General features: G+C 35.8%; 15 protein-coding genes and 1 tRNA gene. 10 read left to right on the forward strand and 6 right to left on the reverse strand.

Translation table 11 applies throughout. From position 1 onward, the window contains the following. Positions 1-15: 15 nt before the first annotated feature. From BCF58_RS12895 to BCF58_RS12910, 4 genes are all read left to right on the forward strand, one after another. Complete coding sequence (locus BCF58_RS12895) at positions 16-1,167, forward strand: alpha/beta hydrolase-fold protein (RefSeq protein WP_121462229.1); 1,152 nt, start codon at positions 16-18, stop codon at positions 1,165-1,167. A gap of 48 nt (positions 1,168-1,215) precedes the next feature. After that, complete coding sequence (locus BCF58_RS12900; protein WP_121462230.1) at positions 1,216-1,971, forward strand: DUF5995 family protein; 756 nt, start codon at positions 1,216-1,218, stop codon at positions 1,969-1,971. 147 nt (positions 1,972-2,118) lie between these two features. Further along, a complete protein-coding gene (rmuC, locus tag BCF58_RS12905) occupies positions 2,119-3,624 on the forward strand; it encodes a DNA recombination protein RmuC (RefSeq protein WP_121462231.1) in 1,506 nt (501 codons plus the stop codon). A gap of 42 nt (positions 3,625-3,666) precedes the next feature. Beyond that, a complete protein-coding gene (locus BCF58_RS12910) occupies positions 3,667-4,434 on the forward strand; it encodes a TrmH family RNA methyltransferase (protein WP_121462232.1) in 768 nt (255 codons plus the stop codon). Between the two features lie 81 nt (positions 4,435-4,515). On the opposite strand, the gene BCF58_RS12915 is transcribed toward BCF58_RS12910, so the two are convergent. Continuing rightward, on the reverse strand, positions 4,516-4,851 hold the full coding sequence (locus BCF58_RS12915) for a hypothetical protein (protein WP_121462233.1): 336 nt from the start codon (positions 4,849-4,851) through the stop codon (positions 4,516-4,518). Positions 4,852-5,035: 184 nt separating this feature from the next. Here BCF58_RS12915 and BCF58_RS12920 point away from each other — a divergent pair, with 184 nt between their 5' ends. Continuing rightward, a complete protein-coding gene (locus BCF58_RS12920) occupies positions 5,036-6,214 on the forward strand; it encodes a hypothetical protein (protein WP_121462234.1) in 1,179 nt (392 codons plus the stop codon). Then, positions 6,198-6,782, forward strand: a complete 585-nt coding sequence (locus BCF58_RS12925; RefSeq protein ID WP_121462235.1) for a hypothetical protein — start codon at positions 6,198-6,200, stop codon at positions 6,780-6,782. Before BCF58_RS12920 ends, BCF58_RS12925 begins: the two co-directional genes overlap by 17 nt. Here BCF58_RS12925 and BCF58_RS12930 read toward each other — a convergent pair. Both BCF58_RS12930 and trhO read right to left on the reverse strand, forming a co-directional pair. After that, positions 6,731-7,303 (reverse strand): 5-formyltetrahydrofolate cyclo-ligase, encoded by a 573-nt coding sequence (locus BCF58_RS12930; protein WP_121462236.1) that lies wholly within the window; start codon positions 7,301-7,303, stop codon positions 6,731-6,733. The genes BCF58_RS12925 and BCF58_RS12930 overlap by 52 nt on opposite strands. Before the next feature lie 5 nt (positions 7,304-7,308). Continuing rightward, a complete protein-coding gene (trhO, locus tag BCF58_RS12935) occupies positions 7,309-8,661 on the reverse strand; it encodes an oxygen-dependent tRNA uridine(34) hydroxylase TrhO (protein ID WP_121462237.1) in 1,353 nt (450 codons plus the stop codon). A gap of 365 nt (positions 8,662-9,026) precedes the next feature. Between trhO and BCF58_RS12940 the strand changes: the two genes are divergently transcribed. Next, positions 9,027-10,550 carry a trypsin-like peptidase domain-containing protein gene (locus tag BCF58_RS12940; RefSeq protein ID WP_121462238.1) on the forward strand — a complete coding sequence of 508 codons (1,524 nt, stop codon included), beginning with the start codon at positions 9,027-9,029 and terminating at the stop codon, positions 10,548-10,550. A gap of 50 nt (positions 10,551-10,600) precedes the next feature. Here BCF58_RS12940 and BCF58_RS12945 read toward each other — a convergent pair whose 3' ends face one another. The 3 genes from BCF58_RS12945 to BCF58_RS12955 are packed head-to-tail and all read right to left on the reverse strand — an operon-like array spanning position 10,601 to position 14,067. Beyond that, positions 10,601-11,050 (reverse strand): hypothetical protein, encoded by a 450-nt coding sequence (locus BCF58_RS12945; protein ID WP_121462239.1) that lies wholly within the window; start codon positions 11,048-11,050, stop codon positions 10,601-10,603. Next, complete coding sequence (locus tag BCF58_RS12950) at positions 11,050-11,430, reverse strand: RidA family protein (protein WP_121462240.1); 381 nt, start codon at positions 11,428-11,430, stop codon at positions 11,050-11,052. The genes BCF58_RS12945 and BCF58_RS12950 overlap by 1 nt, the downstream gene beginning before the upstream one ends. A gap of 51 nt (positions 11,431-11,481) precedes the next feature. Further along, a complete protein-coding gene (locus BCF58_RS12955; protein ID WP_121462241.1) occupies positions 11,482-14,067 on the reverse strand; it encodes a putative LPS assembly protein LptD in 2,586 nt (861 codons plus the stop codon). 53 nt (positions 14,068-14,120) lie between these two features. Between BCF58_RS12955 and BCF58_RS12960 the strand changes: the two genes are divergently transcribed. The 3 genes from BCF58_RS12960 (at position 14,121) to BCF58_RS12970 (ending at position 16,033) form a co-directional block, all read left to right on the forward strand. After that, positions 14,121-15,410 carry an N-acetylmuramoyl-L-alanine amidase family protein gene (locus tag BCF58_RS12960; RefSeq protein ID WP_170149025.1) on the forward strand — a complete coding sequence of 430 codons (1,290 nt, stop codon included), beginning with the start codon at positions 14,121-14,123 and terminating at the stop codon, positions 15,408-15,410. A gap of 58 nt (positions 15,411-15,468) precedes the next feature. After that, positions 15,469-15,543 (forward strand) — tRNA-Glu (locus tag BCF58_RS12965). Between the two features lie 169 nt (positions 15,544-15,712). Beyond that, entirely contained in the window at positions 15,713-16,033 is a 321-nt protein-coding gene (locus BCF58_RS12970) for a hypothetical protein (RefSeq protein ID WP_121462242.1), read from the forward strand. Positions 16,034-16,059 lie beyond the last annotated feature (26 nt).

Below are 16,059 nucleotides of genomic sequence, written 5' to 3' on the forward strand. Positions count from 1 at the left end.
TTAAACCAAACCGAGATGTTAAAAAAATTTACTTTACTTTTTATTTCATTTACTACAATCCTATTTGCACAAAACTATGAAAGATATAAAAAGCTAAAAGACACAACCATAACCTCAAAAAATCTTGGATTTGAAAAAAAGGTTTCTATAACAGTTCCAATAGAGTGGCAAAATGGAATAAAAAACAATTTCCCATTAATTATCGTATTTGACAAACAAAACAAAAGAAGTCATAATTACATCATCAATACTATTGATTATCTGACAAGTACCGAACAAATACCTTCATCCATAATAATCAGTATAGAATCCGAGCAACGTTATCGCTACAATGAAACACAATACAAAACCTCCGATTCCAATGGACTTGCGCTTGAGAATGAAAATTTCATTTTTGAGGAACTCATCCCACTTGCCGAAAAAAATTACAAGGCTTCAAAATTTAGAATATTAGTCGGTCATTCAAGATATGGCTATTTCACAACTTCTATTTTTAGTTCAAGAATAAATGATTTGAATGGTGTTATTTCTATGAGTCCGTTTTTCTTTCAGAAAAATATTGATCTAACGGATTCTATAAGTAAAATGAATAATCTTTCATATAATTCTAAAAAATATTATCGTTTCGGAATTGGTAACGATTATTCCGAGGATTTTATCAAGATGGATTCTATTATAAAAAAGAATATTCCCAATCCTTTTTTAGACATTAAAGGGTATCGCTTTAAAGCAGCTGACCATAATGCAACACCTGGTTTATTAATAAATGCAGCACTTTATGACATATTTGAAGAGTGGTCTACTATTCAGGCAAAGTATTCCTCAAATAAGCAAAAGGATTTAAGTATTAAAAAAGATCTTGAGCAAAAAATATTATCTAACTACGGAATCAAACTAAATTTTTCAATTGGCACCTTAAATGGTAAGGGATGGTATTTTTATAACGAAAAACAATATGACAAAGCTATTCAAGCTTGGCAAATATTAGTGGATTCTTACCCAAATTTTTCACAAGGTTTTTTATACATTATAAAAGCTCAAATTCAATTAAAACAGAACTATTTTCAAACAGTCGAAAAATTTAAGACATCTTTGGTGAATTCTGAATTTTATACCGAAAAAGAAAAGCAAGAATTAGAAATAGAATTACAAGAAATAACAAAATAAACTTCAACTAACAACGGTTTTCTTATATTTATAAAAACAAAAACTACCATGAAAACCATAGAAGAAGTCCTTAAAAAGCTTGATGAAATAATCATCTGGAGCAAGGAAAACAAAAGTCCCGTCGGATATTTTGCGTGTACGTATAGAATCATGACCGCTCAGGTTTTGAAAGGTATACAACAGAAAAAGTTTGAAGATAATCCCAGGATGACTTTACTTGATATTGCTTTTGCAACAAGATATCTTGAAGCCTGGGAAAGCTACAGTAAAGGTAAAAAATGTACCAACTCCTGGTTCCTTGCTTTTGAAGCCGCTAAAAACAAAAACCTCCTGATCTTACAGCACATTTTTCTGGGAATGAATGCCCACATCAATTTAGACCTGGGAATTTCCGCAGCATCCATTATGCCTTACAGAAAGATCAATCCGCTAAAAAAAGATTTTGAAAACATCAACTCTGTTATTGCCTCCATCAACCAAAAAGTTCAGGATTCTTTGAATAAAATCTGTTATCCCGTTGACCTGATTGATAAAATATCCAATGGAAAAGACAATGCAGTCCTGGATTTTGCGATTTCCAGAGCCAGAGAAACTTCGTGGGCAACCGCTGTGATTGCATCTAATACACCCAACTTCATGAGAGAATCCGTTATAGGGATTGTTGATTATGCAGCGGCTAAAGTTGCCACACAAATTTTAAGCCCTAAAATTCTCACTCCGGCTTTAACCAAAGAGTTCAAAAAATGTGAAAGCAGTGATGTGGTGAAGAATATTGAAATTTTAGCATCAACTAAGAACATTTAAATCGAACCACAAAGTTTTCTTAACCATATTTTTTAAGATTCTGGTCAAAATAAAGCTTAAATTCTTACTAATCTTGATGTTTTAAAAAATCAAAATGTTACGGTTTCCCATTCAGAAAATCAATTTTTCTTTTTGTAATTTTGAGACATGGAAATAACATATTTAATTATTGGATGTATTGCCGGAGGAATTCTAGGAGCTGTTATTTTGTATTTCATATTGAAATCCTCTATGATTTCGAGAAATCTTTACGATGAACTGAACAATTTGCATATCAGAAATCATTCCGATCTGGAAAATTCAAATCTGAAAATCCAGGAATTAAACCAACATATTACTAAGGAGAAAGAATTAAACCAGCAACAGTCAGATTTACTGAGCGATCTCAAAAATGAGTTTGCCAAAATTTCCGCTGAACATTCTTCTTTGAACACTCAGTTCCAGGAACAAAAACAGATCAATGCCAGACAAACGGCTCAAATTGAGTCTCTTTTAACGGAGAAACAAAATATTTTCGCAAAAAACTCTGAACTTTCCGCCATCAACGAAAGCTTACAGAAATCACTGGAAACCCAGAAAGAAGAAATCACAAAAATCCAGGAAGAAGCAAAATTGCAGTTTGAAAATCTGGCTAATAAAATTCTGGAAGAAAAAACTGAAAAGTTCACGACACTCAACCAGAATAACCTTAAAACTATTCTGGAGCCTTTCCAGGAAAAGATTGTGGATTTAAAAAACAGAGTAAATGAAGCTTATGAAAAGGAAAATAAAGAGCGTTTCTCATTAGCTGAAAAAGTAAAGGAACTTGCAGAACTCAATCAACAGATTTCTGAAGATGCCAAAAAACTAACACGAGCTTTAAAAGGCGAAAGCAAAACCCAAGGAAACTGGGGCGAGATGATCCTTGAGAGTATCCTTGAAAAATCCGGATTAGTGAAAGGAAGAGAATATTTCCTTGAACATGAGCTTCGTGATGAGGATAATAAGGCACTATTTTCAGAATTCTCGGGTAAAAAAATGCGGCCGGATGCAGTAGTAAAATATCCGGACGAAAGAAATGTGATTATTGATTCAAAAGTTTCTTTAACCGCCTTTACAGAATTGGTGGATGAAACCGATCCGGAGGTATATACCATGAGACTTAATCAACACCTGTCTTCAATAAAAAACCATATCCTGCAGTTGAGCCAGAAAGCCTATGATGATTTTGGAAAATCACTGGACTTTGTTATGATGTTCATTCCAAGTGAGCCCGCTTATATTGCAGCAATGCAGGCTGATCAGAATTTATGGAACTATGCTTATGAAAGAAGGATTTTATTATTGAATCCGAGTAACCTGATCACCTCTTTAAAACTTATCGCTGATCTTTGGAAACGTGAATATCAAAACAGAAACTCTATGGAGATCGCTGAGAGAGGAGCGAAGCTGTATGATAAATTTGTTGGTTTTGTAGATAATCTGGAAAAAGTAGGCAAAAACCTGGACCAGGCAAAAAATGTATACAATGATGCCTATAAACAGCTATCCACCGGAAATGACAACCTGGTTACCCAAACCCAAAAACTTAAATCTTTGGGAATAAAAAATAAAAAAGAACTTCCACAAAGTCTGATTGACAATAGCGAAAACATAATAGGAATAGAAGAATAGTTTTCCTACACAGACAGGCTTTATTAATTAAAAATTTCCGGGATGCTAATAGAAAGTTTTCAAAACGATAAAATAAAAAACATTACCAAGCTTCTTACCGACAACAGGTTTCGAAAGAGATCAAAAGTTTTTGTTGTGGAAGGGCAGCAAGAAAATGAAAGAGCCCAACATTACGGCTTTGAGCCTGTGGAATTTTTCATTGCTGAAAATATTTTTAAAGGGAAACTTCCTGATTCGAAAATTCACTATGTAAGTGAAAAAGTCTATGAAAAAATAGCATATCGTGGAACTTCCGAAGGAATTCTTGGGGTTTATCAAACAAAAGAAACCCAATTAAGCTCATTTAAACCGAAATCCAATTCAACTGTAATTATTGTTGAAGGAGTAGAAAAGCCGGGAAACTTAGGAGCTATCCTGAGAAGTTGTGAAGCTTTTGGAATTGATGCTCTGATTGTAACGGATGCTAAAGCAGATTTTTATAATCCCAATGTGATCCGTTCCAGTGTAGGATGTCTTTTCGGAATGGAAGTTTTTCAGGCAGAAAATCAGGAAACCCTGGAGTTTCTGCAAAACAATACTTTTAATATCTATACTACTATTATGGATAAAAGTGCAGAAGACCTTTATCAGAGAGACTTTACGCAAAGATCCGCCATTTTATTCGGGACAGAACATTCCGGTTTAAGTGATTTCTGGACGGGAAAAGGAAAAAACACACTCATCCCCATGTCCGGAAGTATTGATTCTTTAAACTTAAGTAATGCGGTGGCTATTACCTGTTATGAATCTTTAAGACAGAAAAAGAATTAAAGAATTAAAGAATAAAATAAGCAATAAAAAAACCGTTTCACTGGGTGAAACGGCTCTTTATTTTTAGTAAACGGGTACTAATTATTTTTTAGCAGCGTCTACAGCTTCTTTAGCGTCTTTAGCAGCATCTTTAGCAGCATCAGCAGCTCCTTTAGCAGCGTCAGCAGCTCCTTTAGCAGCGTCTTTAGCAGCATCAGCTCCAGCAGCAGTAGTAGCAGCAGCAGCATCTTTAGCAGCATCTACAGTAGCAGAAGCAGCAGAATCAACAACAGCAGCAGCAGAATCAGCTACAACAGCAGCAGAATCAGTAGTAGCTACAGCAGCAGAGTCAGCAGCGTTAGTTTCAGTAGCTTCAGTTTTTTTACAAGCAACTAGAGAGATTGCAGCGATAGCAGCTACGAATAATGACTTTTTCATAATAAATTAAATTTAATTTTGTTAATATTGTTTTCTAAAATTTTCTTTTTGTTCTGTTATTTGAACAAGACAAAGGTAGAGCAGATAGAAAATTTGTTTATGAAAAATAATTGTAATACCTTTGTAAAACAGTTTTACAAAAAAACACATCTGAAAATCAACTATTTAATCACCACTTAAAAAATTGACAGATTTAGATCTATTGCATTTTGAGCAGTTAAAAAGAGATGTTCAGGCTCAATATTTAAAAGAACACACTCCTTCCTATGATGATATATCAAAATGGAAGGGTATTGATATTATCTATTTTCAGGAAGACCTCCGAAAAAAGGCCAAAGGAAACATCAGCGAAAAATCTTTTTACACCTATTTTAAAACTTCACCGGTTACCAAACTGCCGCGAATTGATATGCTTAATTTATTGAGTATTTATGCAGGGTATGGCTCTTGGTATGACTTCAAAAAGCAACATCTTTTTGCCGGTGAATTGTTGCAGGATGATGAAAATTTGGATGAAGAAAGTATTCAGGAACTGGAAAAAACGGTAACCCTTTCACCAGATCTTCCAAAAACTGAAATTCAACCGCCAAAACTTGATTTCAAGACCCCTGAAAACACAGATTTACAAAAAACAAATACTGAAAATCAAATCATTAACAAAAACCAACCACCTGTTATACAATCTGAAATAGTCCCTTTAAAAACCAACAAAAATTTTGTTCAAAAAAATGCATGGGCTATAGTTACTTCTATTTTGATTGTGACTACCGGGATTTTAGGTTTTAAAGATGAAATTTTTTCTAAAGAATATACGTATTGTTTTACGGATGCCGATCGTGGCGTTTCCGTCATCAACACTCTTGAGATCAAAATCATTAAAGAAAATGAATCCGATCTTTTATATAAAGTAAAGCCCGGGGATTGCTTTCATTATTCTTCCAAGGATAAAAATCTGAAAATGGAGATCAGTGCGCCTTTCTACGAACCTTTAAAAGTTAATAGAAACCTGGAAAATGCTCCAAAAGAGGAAATGATTGAGCTAAAACCGGATGATTATAAAATGGCAGTCTATTATTTCTCCAGAAAAGATGTAAAAGGCGGTCCGGAAGAACAGATAGCTCTTATTAAACAGAAACGTAAGCAATTGGAGAACCTTATCAGTAATGAGGCCGTAATCTATCAGGTATATGATAACGACACCTATGGTATTGAAACTTTAGACAAGCAAAAGTACATTACCCTGGTAACCACCCCCACAACGTCACTTAAAAACCTTAATGTCATTAAAATGGAAAAAGACAAAAAGGGAAAAATAATTTCAATTAAATTTAAAATTGCAAGCACCGATGAAAAGAATAAATAACTTTTTGATTGTTACGATCTTGCTGCTCGCTTTGTTCTCATGCAATAAGAAAAAGACCGAAATAAGCGACCTTGATAAATTAAGAAACAGCAACAATACAAGCACATATCCTGCTGTTCAGATGGATAGCGCACAGGCTATCAACTTTATTACCAAACAAAAAGTACAGGAACTTTTAGACTTGTCAACACTGTATTTGTCAGGAAACAGGAATACAGAAATTGATACGCTCATTTATTCCCAAATGCAGAGCTATTTTCATAGGCCGGACAGTCTGACATTTAAAAAGCTCTTCCGGGAACTTGACAGTTTGAAGGTAAAGAATGTAAAAGTGAACAGCCTTCAGGTTTATAAGGATTATTATAAGAAAGATACCTTAGACTATGCTAAATTCAATGTGGAATATTTTGACGAGAAAAATAAATCCATCGGAACGTTTGAGAAGAATGCCCAATATGTTTTGCTGTCTACTCCTATTAAATTTAAGAAAGAGTTCAAGTTCTATTTCCTGAACTTCTATTCTGAGGCGTTAAAAAAGGACAGCACTTCAGTTGGAGTAACCAAATAATCCAAGGGAACATCATTTTCCCAGACATCATTGATCACTTCATCAATATTGAAATAATTGACTCCTATTTTTTTAGAATCTGAAGAAATGCTTTGGAAAAAGGCATCATAAAATCCTTTTCCATACCCTATTCTATTTCCATTCCGGTCACAATACAATAAAGGAGTAATCACATAATCAAAATGATGTTCGCCTGAATCTGCATGGGATAACGGTTCAGAAATGCCCCAGTTATTGGTGACGAATTCGGTATCTTCAGATATTTCTATTGAAATCAGCCGGTCAGTAACTTTAGGTACGAAAACACGGATATGATGCTCTAAAAAATATTGAATGAAAATGAAGGTATTAATTTCACGGAATTTCTCAATCGGAATGAAAATATGTACTTTTTGGCCGGAAACCGGCTTAAAATACTCCAGAAAATTAGCAAAAATCTTCTCAGATAACGAGAAAGCCTCATCCGTTGACAAGGCTTTTCTTTTTTGCATATATTTCTTTCTTAGATCTGCTTTAAGCATGATTACTAAAGCTCAATTTTATATAATTTATCTGACAAACGCACTCTGAAAGGAAGTTCAAAAGTGATCTGATCTCCTTTTTTTGCCGTTTCACAAGGACCTCCGTTTACATAAATCTCTGTAATTGTAAGCTCCTGATCACCGGTTGTAGGACCTGAAATCAATACCCTATCTCCTACTGAAAGTTCTTTTTCAACTAAAAACTGGGCAATTTTAGACTTTGAATAATAATGCTCTGCCTTTCCAACCAATACTTTTTTAACTGCAATTTTCTGGCGGATATTTTTTGTTTCAGCTTTTGCCAAAGGTATATTAGGCAGATCACCAGATTTTTTAAATATCAAAGCTTCTGATTTTCCTTTTCTGAACACTTTATTTCCAACCTGCAATCCCTTTCTCAATTTTACCTGCTCTTCCCAAGGCAAATGAATGGTTTCCACACATTCTACGGAACAGCAGTTTTCCATGGCAGCTTTACATTCATCACATTGAATAAACAATAAATGACAGGCATCATTAGCACAATTGGTATGGTTGTCGCAAGGTTTACCGCATTGGTGACACTGCGCAATAATATCGTCTGTAATTCTTTCTCCTAATCTATGGTCGAATACGAAGTTTTTCCCGATAAATTTACTTTCTATACCCTCTTCTTTTATCTGACGGGTATATTCAATAATTCCGCCTTCTAACTGGAAAACATTTTTAAAGCCCTGATGTTTGAAGTAGGCACTGGCTTTTTCACAACGAATTCCACCTGTACAATACATCAACAGGTTTTTATCTTCTTTGAAATCCTGTAATTGCTCGTTGATAATCGGTAAACTTTCTCTAAAAGTTTCTACGTCGGGAGTAATAGCGCCTTCAAAATGTCCTACTTCACTTTCGTAGTGATTTCTGAAGTCGACAACAATAGTATTAGGATCTTCAAGTAAATCATTAAATTCCCGTGCCTTTAAATGAATTCCTTTATTGGTAACATCAAAGGTATCATCATTCAGACCGTCAGCAACAATTTTATTTCTGACTTTTATGGTTAATTTTAAAAAAGAATGATCATCCTGCTCAACCGCCACATTCAGACGGATTCCTTTCATAAAATCATAGGCTTCCAAGGTATCGCGAAAAGCTTCAAAATGATCTGCAGGAACACTCATCTGAGCATTAATCCCTTCTTTTGCCACATAGATACGGCCGAGCGCATCGAGTGCATTCCAGGCTATAAATAATTCGTCGCGAAATTTTTTGGGATCTTCAATTTTGGCATACGCATAGAAAGACAACGTAAGGCGTTCCTTACCGGCTTCATCAATAAGTTGAGCTCTTTCTTCTGCGCTTAAGGTGTTATACAGTTGCATGCTATAAACGTTTTAAGTGAGAAAAATTTTTGCAAAGATAATGATTTTTCAATTAAAGATATTGAACCGCCAACATGAAGTACTCCTTTGACAAGCGGGTACTTCTCAACAATTTACTCTTAACCGTGACAAAATATCGGATTTAACTTTTATAAATATGATTTATCTTACATTTTGTCACCTGTCATTTAATAATTTTTTAAGATTCGTTAATTGAAGTTTTAACAATTATGACAAAAGGCGTAAAATATTACTATTCCTGTTAAATTTTAGTTAAAGTTGAAACATAGCATACTAATTGCATACTTATTATGCAGTAAATTTGTTTACTATAAAATCTAAAAAACATAAAAAGAAGATATACAATGAAGAGTACTTTAAAAAAACTATTACCATTTGCAGTAGTAGGAGTCATTTCAGGAGCTACTGCTGTAGGCACATTACAATATTTCGGTCATACTTCTAATAATGGTGATCAGGGTTATTTTACATCAGCATCTAATGTTTCTTTTGCTGGTATGAATACTTCCGCAGTGGGCGATGATTTCGTAAAAGCTGCTAAAACAACCGTTCCGGCCGTAGTTACTATTAAAAATTATCAGAACAGGGCATCCAGCAGAGCATCTGAACAGGATTTGTTTGATTTCTTTTTCGGTGATCCGTTTGGAGGAAGAGGACAGCAAAGACAAAAACAGCAGATGCCAGATAATATGCCTTCAGGAATGGGTTCCGGGGTTATCATTTCTCCTGACGGATATATTATTTCCAACAACCACGTTGTGGCCGGAGCTAATAAGCTGGAAGTAGTGCTGAGCAACAAGAAATCTTATATTGCAACATTAGTGGGCACAGACCCTAATACAGACATTTCATTATTGAAAATTGAAGAAAAGGGGCTTCCTTACCTGAACTTTGCAAATTCAGACAATATCGAAGTAGGACAATGGGTTCTTGCCGTAGGAAACCCTCTGGGATTAAACTCTACCGTTACTGCGGGGATCGTTTCTGCCAAAGGAAGAGGAATAGGCATTCTGGGCTCTCAGGGCAAGGCAAGTAATCCTATTGAGAGTTTCATCCAGACGGATGCCGCTATTAATCCCGGAAATTCCGGTGGAGCATTGGTAAATTCAAATGGAGACCTTATAGGGATCAACTCTGCGATACAGTCTACCACCGGGTATTATCAAGGATACGGATTTGCAGTTCCTTCTAACCTGGCAAGAAAGATCGTTGAAGATATCAAGAAGTTCGGAATTGTACAGAGAGGGTTCCTTGGTGTACAGTCTTTAGACCTTTCCGACGAGCAACAGGTAGCATCGTACAACTTCCAGAAAAAAGCAAACATTAAAACGGGTTCCGGAGTATATATCACTGGATTCGGAGAGAATAGCGGTGCTGAAGATGCGGGCTTAAAAATTGGTGATGTCATCACAAAAATAGATACAATGCCTGTAACGGATTTTGCAGATCTGTCTATTGCGATCGGAAGCAAACGTCCTGGTGATAAAGTAACAGTTACTTATATAAGAAATGGCAAGGAAAACACTTCTACCGTAACACTAAAGGATCAAAAAGGAGGCACTTCTACAAGAACAAAAGCTGATCTTAGCGTATCCGAAAAAATCGGGGCTGATTTTGAACCGCTGAGCGACTCATTTAAAACCAATTATGGCCTAAACAGTGGTGTTATTGCTAAAAATGTAGGAGAAGGAAGCGAAATGGCTAAAATAGGTATCGTAGACAACTACATCATCATTGAAGTGAATGGTAAGCCGGTTAACTCCCAAAAAGATGTTGAAAAGATCCTGGATAAGTATCAGGGCAATGTACAGGTGAAGTTTGTGGATGAATACGGAAGAATTTATACAAAAGGATTTAAAATGCCTTAATATAATATTACATCATACTTAGCAAAACGCTGCAAATGCAGCGTTTTTTTTTATTTATTCATTTTATCGGCGATTCTCCTTTTTTTATTCCTTTCATAAATGACCTCAACTATTTTACCACCAATCCATGAAAAAGGAAAGAAAGTAAGAAAAATAGAAATTTTATAAAAGGTGGGATGGTAAGGGAAAACAATAACGTCCAGCATGGCGATGAACAGCATTATAAAACCAATAAGAATAGCATACGCAACTTTCGCGTATTTAACGATCAATGCCGTAGCCACTCCTCCTATGGTTGTTCCTAACCCGGAAATAAACAACAAAAATCCAAAGAAAGCGTCATTATCTTTCATACTTTCAAGAAATCTCTGCCAATGTTCAAAAGGAGCAAAAGCTTCAAAAGTAACCCATTGCGGAAACACTCTTATACCAAGAGTAATAATAAGCCCCGCAATACCAAGGCCTACCAACACCGCCAATGTATTTCTTATAAAGTTCATTAATCCTGATGTGCAATCATGGAAATTTCAATATCTACATTTTTCGGAAGGCAAGAAACCTGAACCGTTTCACGAGCCGGAAAGCTTTCCGCATCAAGATATGATGCATAAATATCATTCATTACAGCGAAATCATCCATATTTTTAAGGAAAATAGTAGCTTTCACCACATTTTTAAAGGACATTCCTGCTTCCGTAAGAATAGCTTCCAGGTTTTTCATCACCTGATGGGTCTCCTTTTCAATTCCTTCTACCAGCTTTCCTGTTGCCGGATCTACCGGAATCTGTCCGGAAATATACAAAACACCGTTGGCAAGATTAGCTTGAGAATAAGGCCCGATTGCAGCAGGCGCATTAACTGTAGAGATTATCTTTTTCATTAGAATTTATTTTGGGTGCAAATATAAAATTTATATTTGATATCGTTTGAATTAGAAAGGAGCATTCGGTTGGGTAAAGCTTCTGTCCTTATATTTCAATGCATCACTTAAGATATTGGCCTTGATTCCTATAAAGAAGTCATATACTTTATACTGCCCGAAAGGAACCCAATTAAAATTAATGGTAAAACTTCGCTGATCCCTTGAAAAACCGATTCTTGTATATGCCAGTTCTTTGGTTACCAGATCATAATGCGTGCTCCCGTTGATATTCCAGTAAGGGGTAAGTTTAATGCTTCCGTCCAATCCTACAGAGGCAATCTGGCTGCCCGTACGGGTAGCGCCTCTTGAGAAAGCATAATTGGCATTCACATTTAAAGTCCACGCCTGATTAAAGTGGGCGTAATTATCATCATCAAAATAATAATTTTCATTTCTGATCTCTCCTTTGGCTGAGTATTTCTTAGCATAATCCACTTTCTCTCCGAAAAGCTCACTGCTTAAAGGATAAGAAAGCTGTACATTAAATCCTTGTACACTGAAATGCCCGAAGTCTTCAGTTCTGATTCCTGCATCCTGGCCCGGAAGATAGATGATTTTATACGGGTCTATTGACAAGCTGGTATTTACACTCAGCTTACTGTCAAAAAACGAGGACTGTCCGTTAATGGTAAATATAGACCACGGATGGTCTTTTGCCGCAAAATTATAGCTTCCCGAAAGGTTCAAGGATTCGAAAATCTTCACTTTTTTTACTCCCGTGGAATCTTTTTTGGATTTCACTTTCATTTCAATATTGTTCCCGATATTGAAACCTAAAGCGCCTACCATTCCGCTTGAAGGAGTTCCTACAATTCCTTTTTCGAAGATCGAATAAGGAGTCAGCGCTCCGTTTGCATCATAATAGTTTTTGTAATAACCGAACTTTGTATCTCCGAAATCCGGTGAATAGGTAAAACCGATACTTGGTGTCATCATATGACGGATCGCTTCTACAGCAGAGCCTTTTTTAAACTTAAGCATTCCGTAAAGAGTAGTCTGAATACTTGCGGAAGTTGAAAAAGTAGAATATCCGGATATTTTCTTATCCATTTCATCTACCACCACATTCTGAAGGGGATCATAATACCTGTTCAGTGTTTTTGTGGTAAGCGCATTATCAATATTGGCTCCTAAACTGAATGTGAAATATTTGGCAATGGTAGTATTGGTTCCTAAAGAAATATTGTTTTTAAGCCCTGTCTGCATTTTGTCCCACATTTCTTTCTTGAAAAGTTCCCCTTCGCTTGTATTGACAAAATTGGTCAGGTTAAATCCCGTATTTACCGTTATATTCTCCAGCAATCCCTGTCTCATACCGGTTTTTGACTTGAATAAATAAAACTGATTCACGGCCACATTCATCTGAGGTAAGCGCAAATCGGCAAATCCGGTAGCAAAATTCTGCGAATAAGATGCGGTCCCCGTAATAGTAATAGGCAGCTTCAAAAACCTTTTAGTCAAGGTAACGGTTGAATTCTGCTGGGTATTCAATACGTTCTGATTGAATATGTAATTATTATTAACTGTATTGTTATAGAACTTTGTACTTACGAGATCCACTGAGGCTGTAAAGGTAAGGAACGGATTAGCTTTAGTATCCTGCGTATGCCTCCAGGCAATCCTGTAGGTACTGTTTTTAGTATAATCATCCAATCCTTTTATCCCTCTTACCGTAGTCCCTATATCTGCAGAGAAGTTCCCGGAATAGCGGTATTTCTTTACGTAATTCATTTCCGGTCTTAAGTTCCAGCTTCCTTTTGTATAGATGTCAGCCAGGATTTTAACATCAAAGTGTTCTCCGATCGGCTGATAGTAGCCTAAACTGTTCAGGAAAAACCCGACATCTTCCCTTTCTCCGAAACTCGGAATTAATATCCCCGCAGATCTTTTATCTGAAAAAGGAAGGATCGCAAAAGGCATGATAAGAGGTGTAGGTACCCTTTCTATATACATCTGGATGGGGCCTGTTACAATCTGGGATTTATTTTTACCTTTTATTAATTTAATATTAGAAGCCAGCAAATGGTAATCTGCTGCTGTATCCTTTTTCTTAATGAAATAATCGTCGGTTGTATAAAGACCATGTCTCATGGCAAACACAGAGTCATTATATTTTTTGGTTTTATTGGCTACAATTACCCCTTCACTTTCTTCCGTTCTTGCATTATAAGCTATCGCCTGTCTTGTTTTGGTATTATAACTGAACTGATCCGTTTCGTATTTTTTCCCGGCCTGTGTGGTAACTACAGGTTCAATGATTTTTCCTAAAGAATCCTGTTTTCCCCGCGCAAAAATTATATTTTTATTGTCGTCAATAGAAATATAATCCGCATCAATCTGCATATCCTGGTATTTTACCTGGGCATTTTTATTGAGGAAGGTCATCCTTTTCGGAACATCCCTTCTCTGATCGTCAGCTTTGGTACGGAGCACATCTTCGAGCGACTCTTTTTTCAAAACTACCGTATCTTTTTTGGGAATAGTATCGTTTACCGCATTTTCAGGCAATTTTTCAGGGGTTTTCTGTGCTAAAAAATTGTTAAAAATTAGGATAATTAAAATTTGTAATATATTTTTGAAGACGGTTTTGTCCAATGTTATTCTATATAATTAAGGCTCAAAATTAATATAATTTTTAAAACTGTAAGATGCACAAACAAAATTTTAAAATAATTTTATCATTTCTCCTCATATTCTTTAACATCTTTGTTTTCTCGCAAAAGAAATTCACCATCGTTTTAGATGCCGGACATGGAGGAAGTGATCATGGTGCCAATAGAACATACAGTGATATTGGAAGAGTTGCCGAAAAAGACGTTACCCTGGCCATTGTTCTCAAAATCGGAAACATGCTTGAGAAGAACAAGGACTTCAAAGTTATCTATACCCGTAAGTTTGATGAATACCCTTCCCTTTCGGACAGAACCAATCTGGCGAACAGAAGTAAAGCAGATCTTTTTGTTTCCGTTCACTGTAACTCATCAGTGAGATCCGGAGCGTATGGGACCGAAACTTACGTTCAGGGACCTGACCAAAATGACACTAACCTGGAAGTAGCCAAAAGGGAAAATGATGTGATCTATCTGGATGAAAAAGATAAGCAGGTGTTCGGATCTTACGACCCCAGTTCACCTGAATCATTAATCGCTCTTAAGCTGCAGCAAAGCAAATACCTGGAATCCAGCCTTCTGCTAGGCGGATTGGTTGAGGATAATTTTGTAAATAAAGATAAAAGATTTTCCCGCGGGGTTTTCCAAAAGAACCTACACGTCCTGCGTATGAATGCGATGCCTTCGGTTCTTATTGAAACCGGATTTATCAACCATCCGGAAGAGAGCCATTATTTAGCATCAGATAAGGGGCAGGAAGAAATTGCCGTTAGTATTTACAATGCCATTATTGATTATAAAAAAGCTGTCGACAGAAAATCCGGAGGATATACTTCCACTAAAAAGCCTGAACCCGTAAAACCGGCAGAAGTTCCTTTAAAAAATGATTTCAGAATATTACTGATGAGTTCTCCCACTAAGTATAATGATGGTGATCCCGCATTAAAAGGATTGAATTATATTCTTCCTATCAAAGAGAACGGGCAATATAAATATTATTATGGTGTTACCAATATGGCTTCCATAAGGGATATCAATATTAAAACGGCTAAAGACGCAGGATTCCGAAACGCATTTGCTGTAGGGTTCATGCCGAACCAGAAATTAAACAGCGGCTATTACACCATAGAAGTCTTCACCGGAAAAGATAAGCTGAGCAGCAACTCTCCTATTCTGCTGACGCTGAAAGATGTAGAAAGAACGAAAGAAAACGGTACATTCTATTATACGTATGGGAAAGTGTACACTTTGGAAGATGCCGTAAAACTTCAGAAAGATATCGAGACCAAAGGAATTAAAAATACCGTCATTCAAAAAGTTTATAAATAGCTCTACAAATAATTTTGAAGTTCAAAAGTTTCTTATTACTTTTGCAACCTCAAAATTTGGCCTATTCGTCTAGTGGTCAGGACTCAAGATTTTCATTCTTGCAACAGGGGTTCGATTCCCCTATAGGCTACCAACCAAACAACAAAGTCTTTTCAGGTTTTTTTGTATAGGATTTAAAAAAAATTATTTATTTTTGCAACCGCATTGATCCTTAAAAGATTTTATCTTGAGAGGAAAAGCAAATGATGAATTTTAATTTATTTCGGGTTTAGGCAATTGCGGACAACCTATCATCTTATATCATGCCGGATTTAAAAATTCAAGAAGCGAAATTGCTTTTTAATAAAATCCACTCTAACCCAAAAAGTTATGATTTAAAAATCAATGAAGAAGGGATAACGGGCAGCGATGATAAAATTAGTTTCAGACTTTATAAGAGCGGAGAAAGGGTTGCTTTTGAGGTAACTATAGAGAACCTGACCTTCACCAATACTACTGGAGAATGGAACAATGCAATGATCATGTTAAAAAACACGATCAAGAAAATAGAGAAAGAAAACGAAAATTTAAAAATAGAACAAGCGATCAATAAACTTAGAGAATATTTGTCCGAAAAAAATTGAATTTTTTAAAAAATAAATTTGGCAGA

Origin of the sequence: Chryseobacterium defluvii (assembly GCF_003634775.1) — a bacterium.
GTDB lineage: Bacteria > Bacteroidota > Bacteroidia > Flavobacteriales > Weeksellaceae > Chryseobacterium > Chryseobacterium defluvii.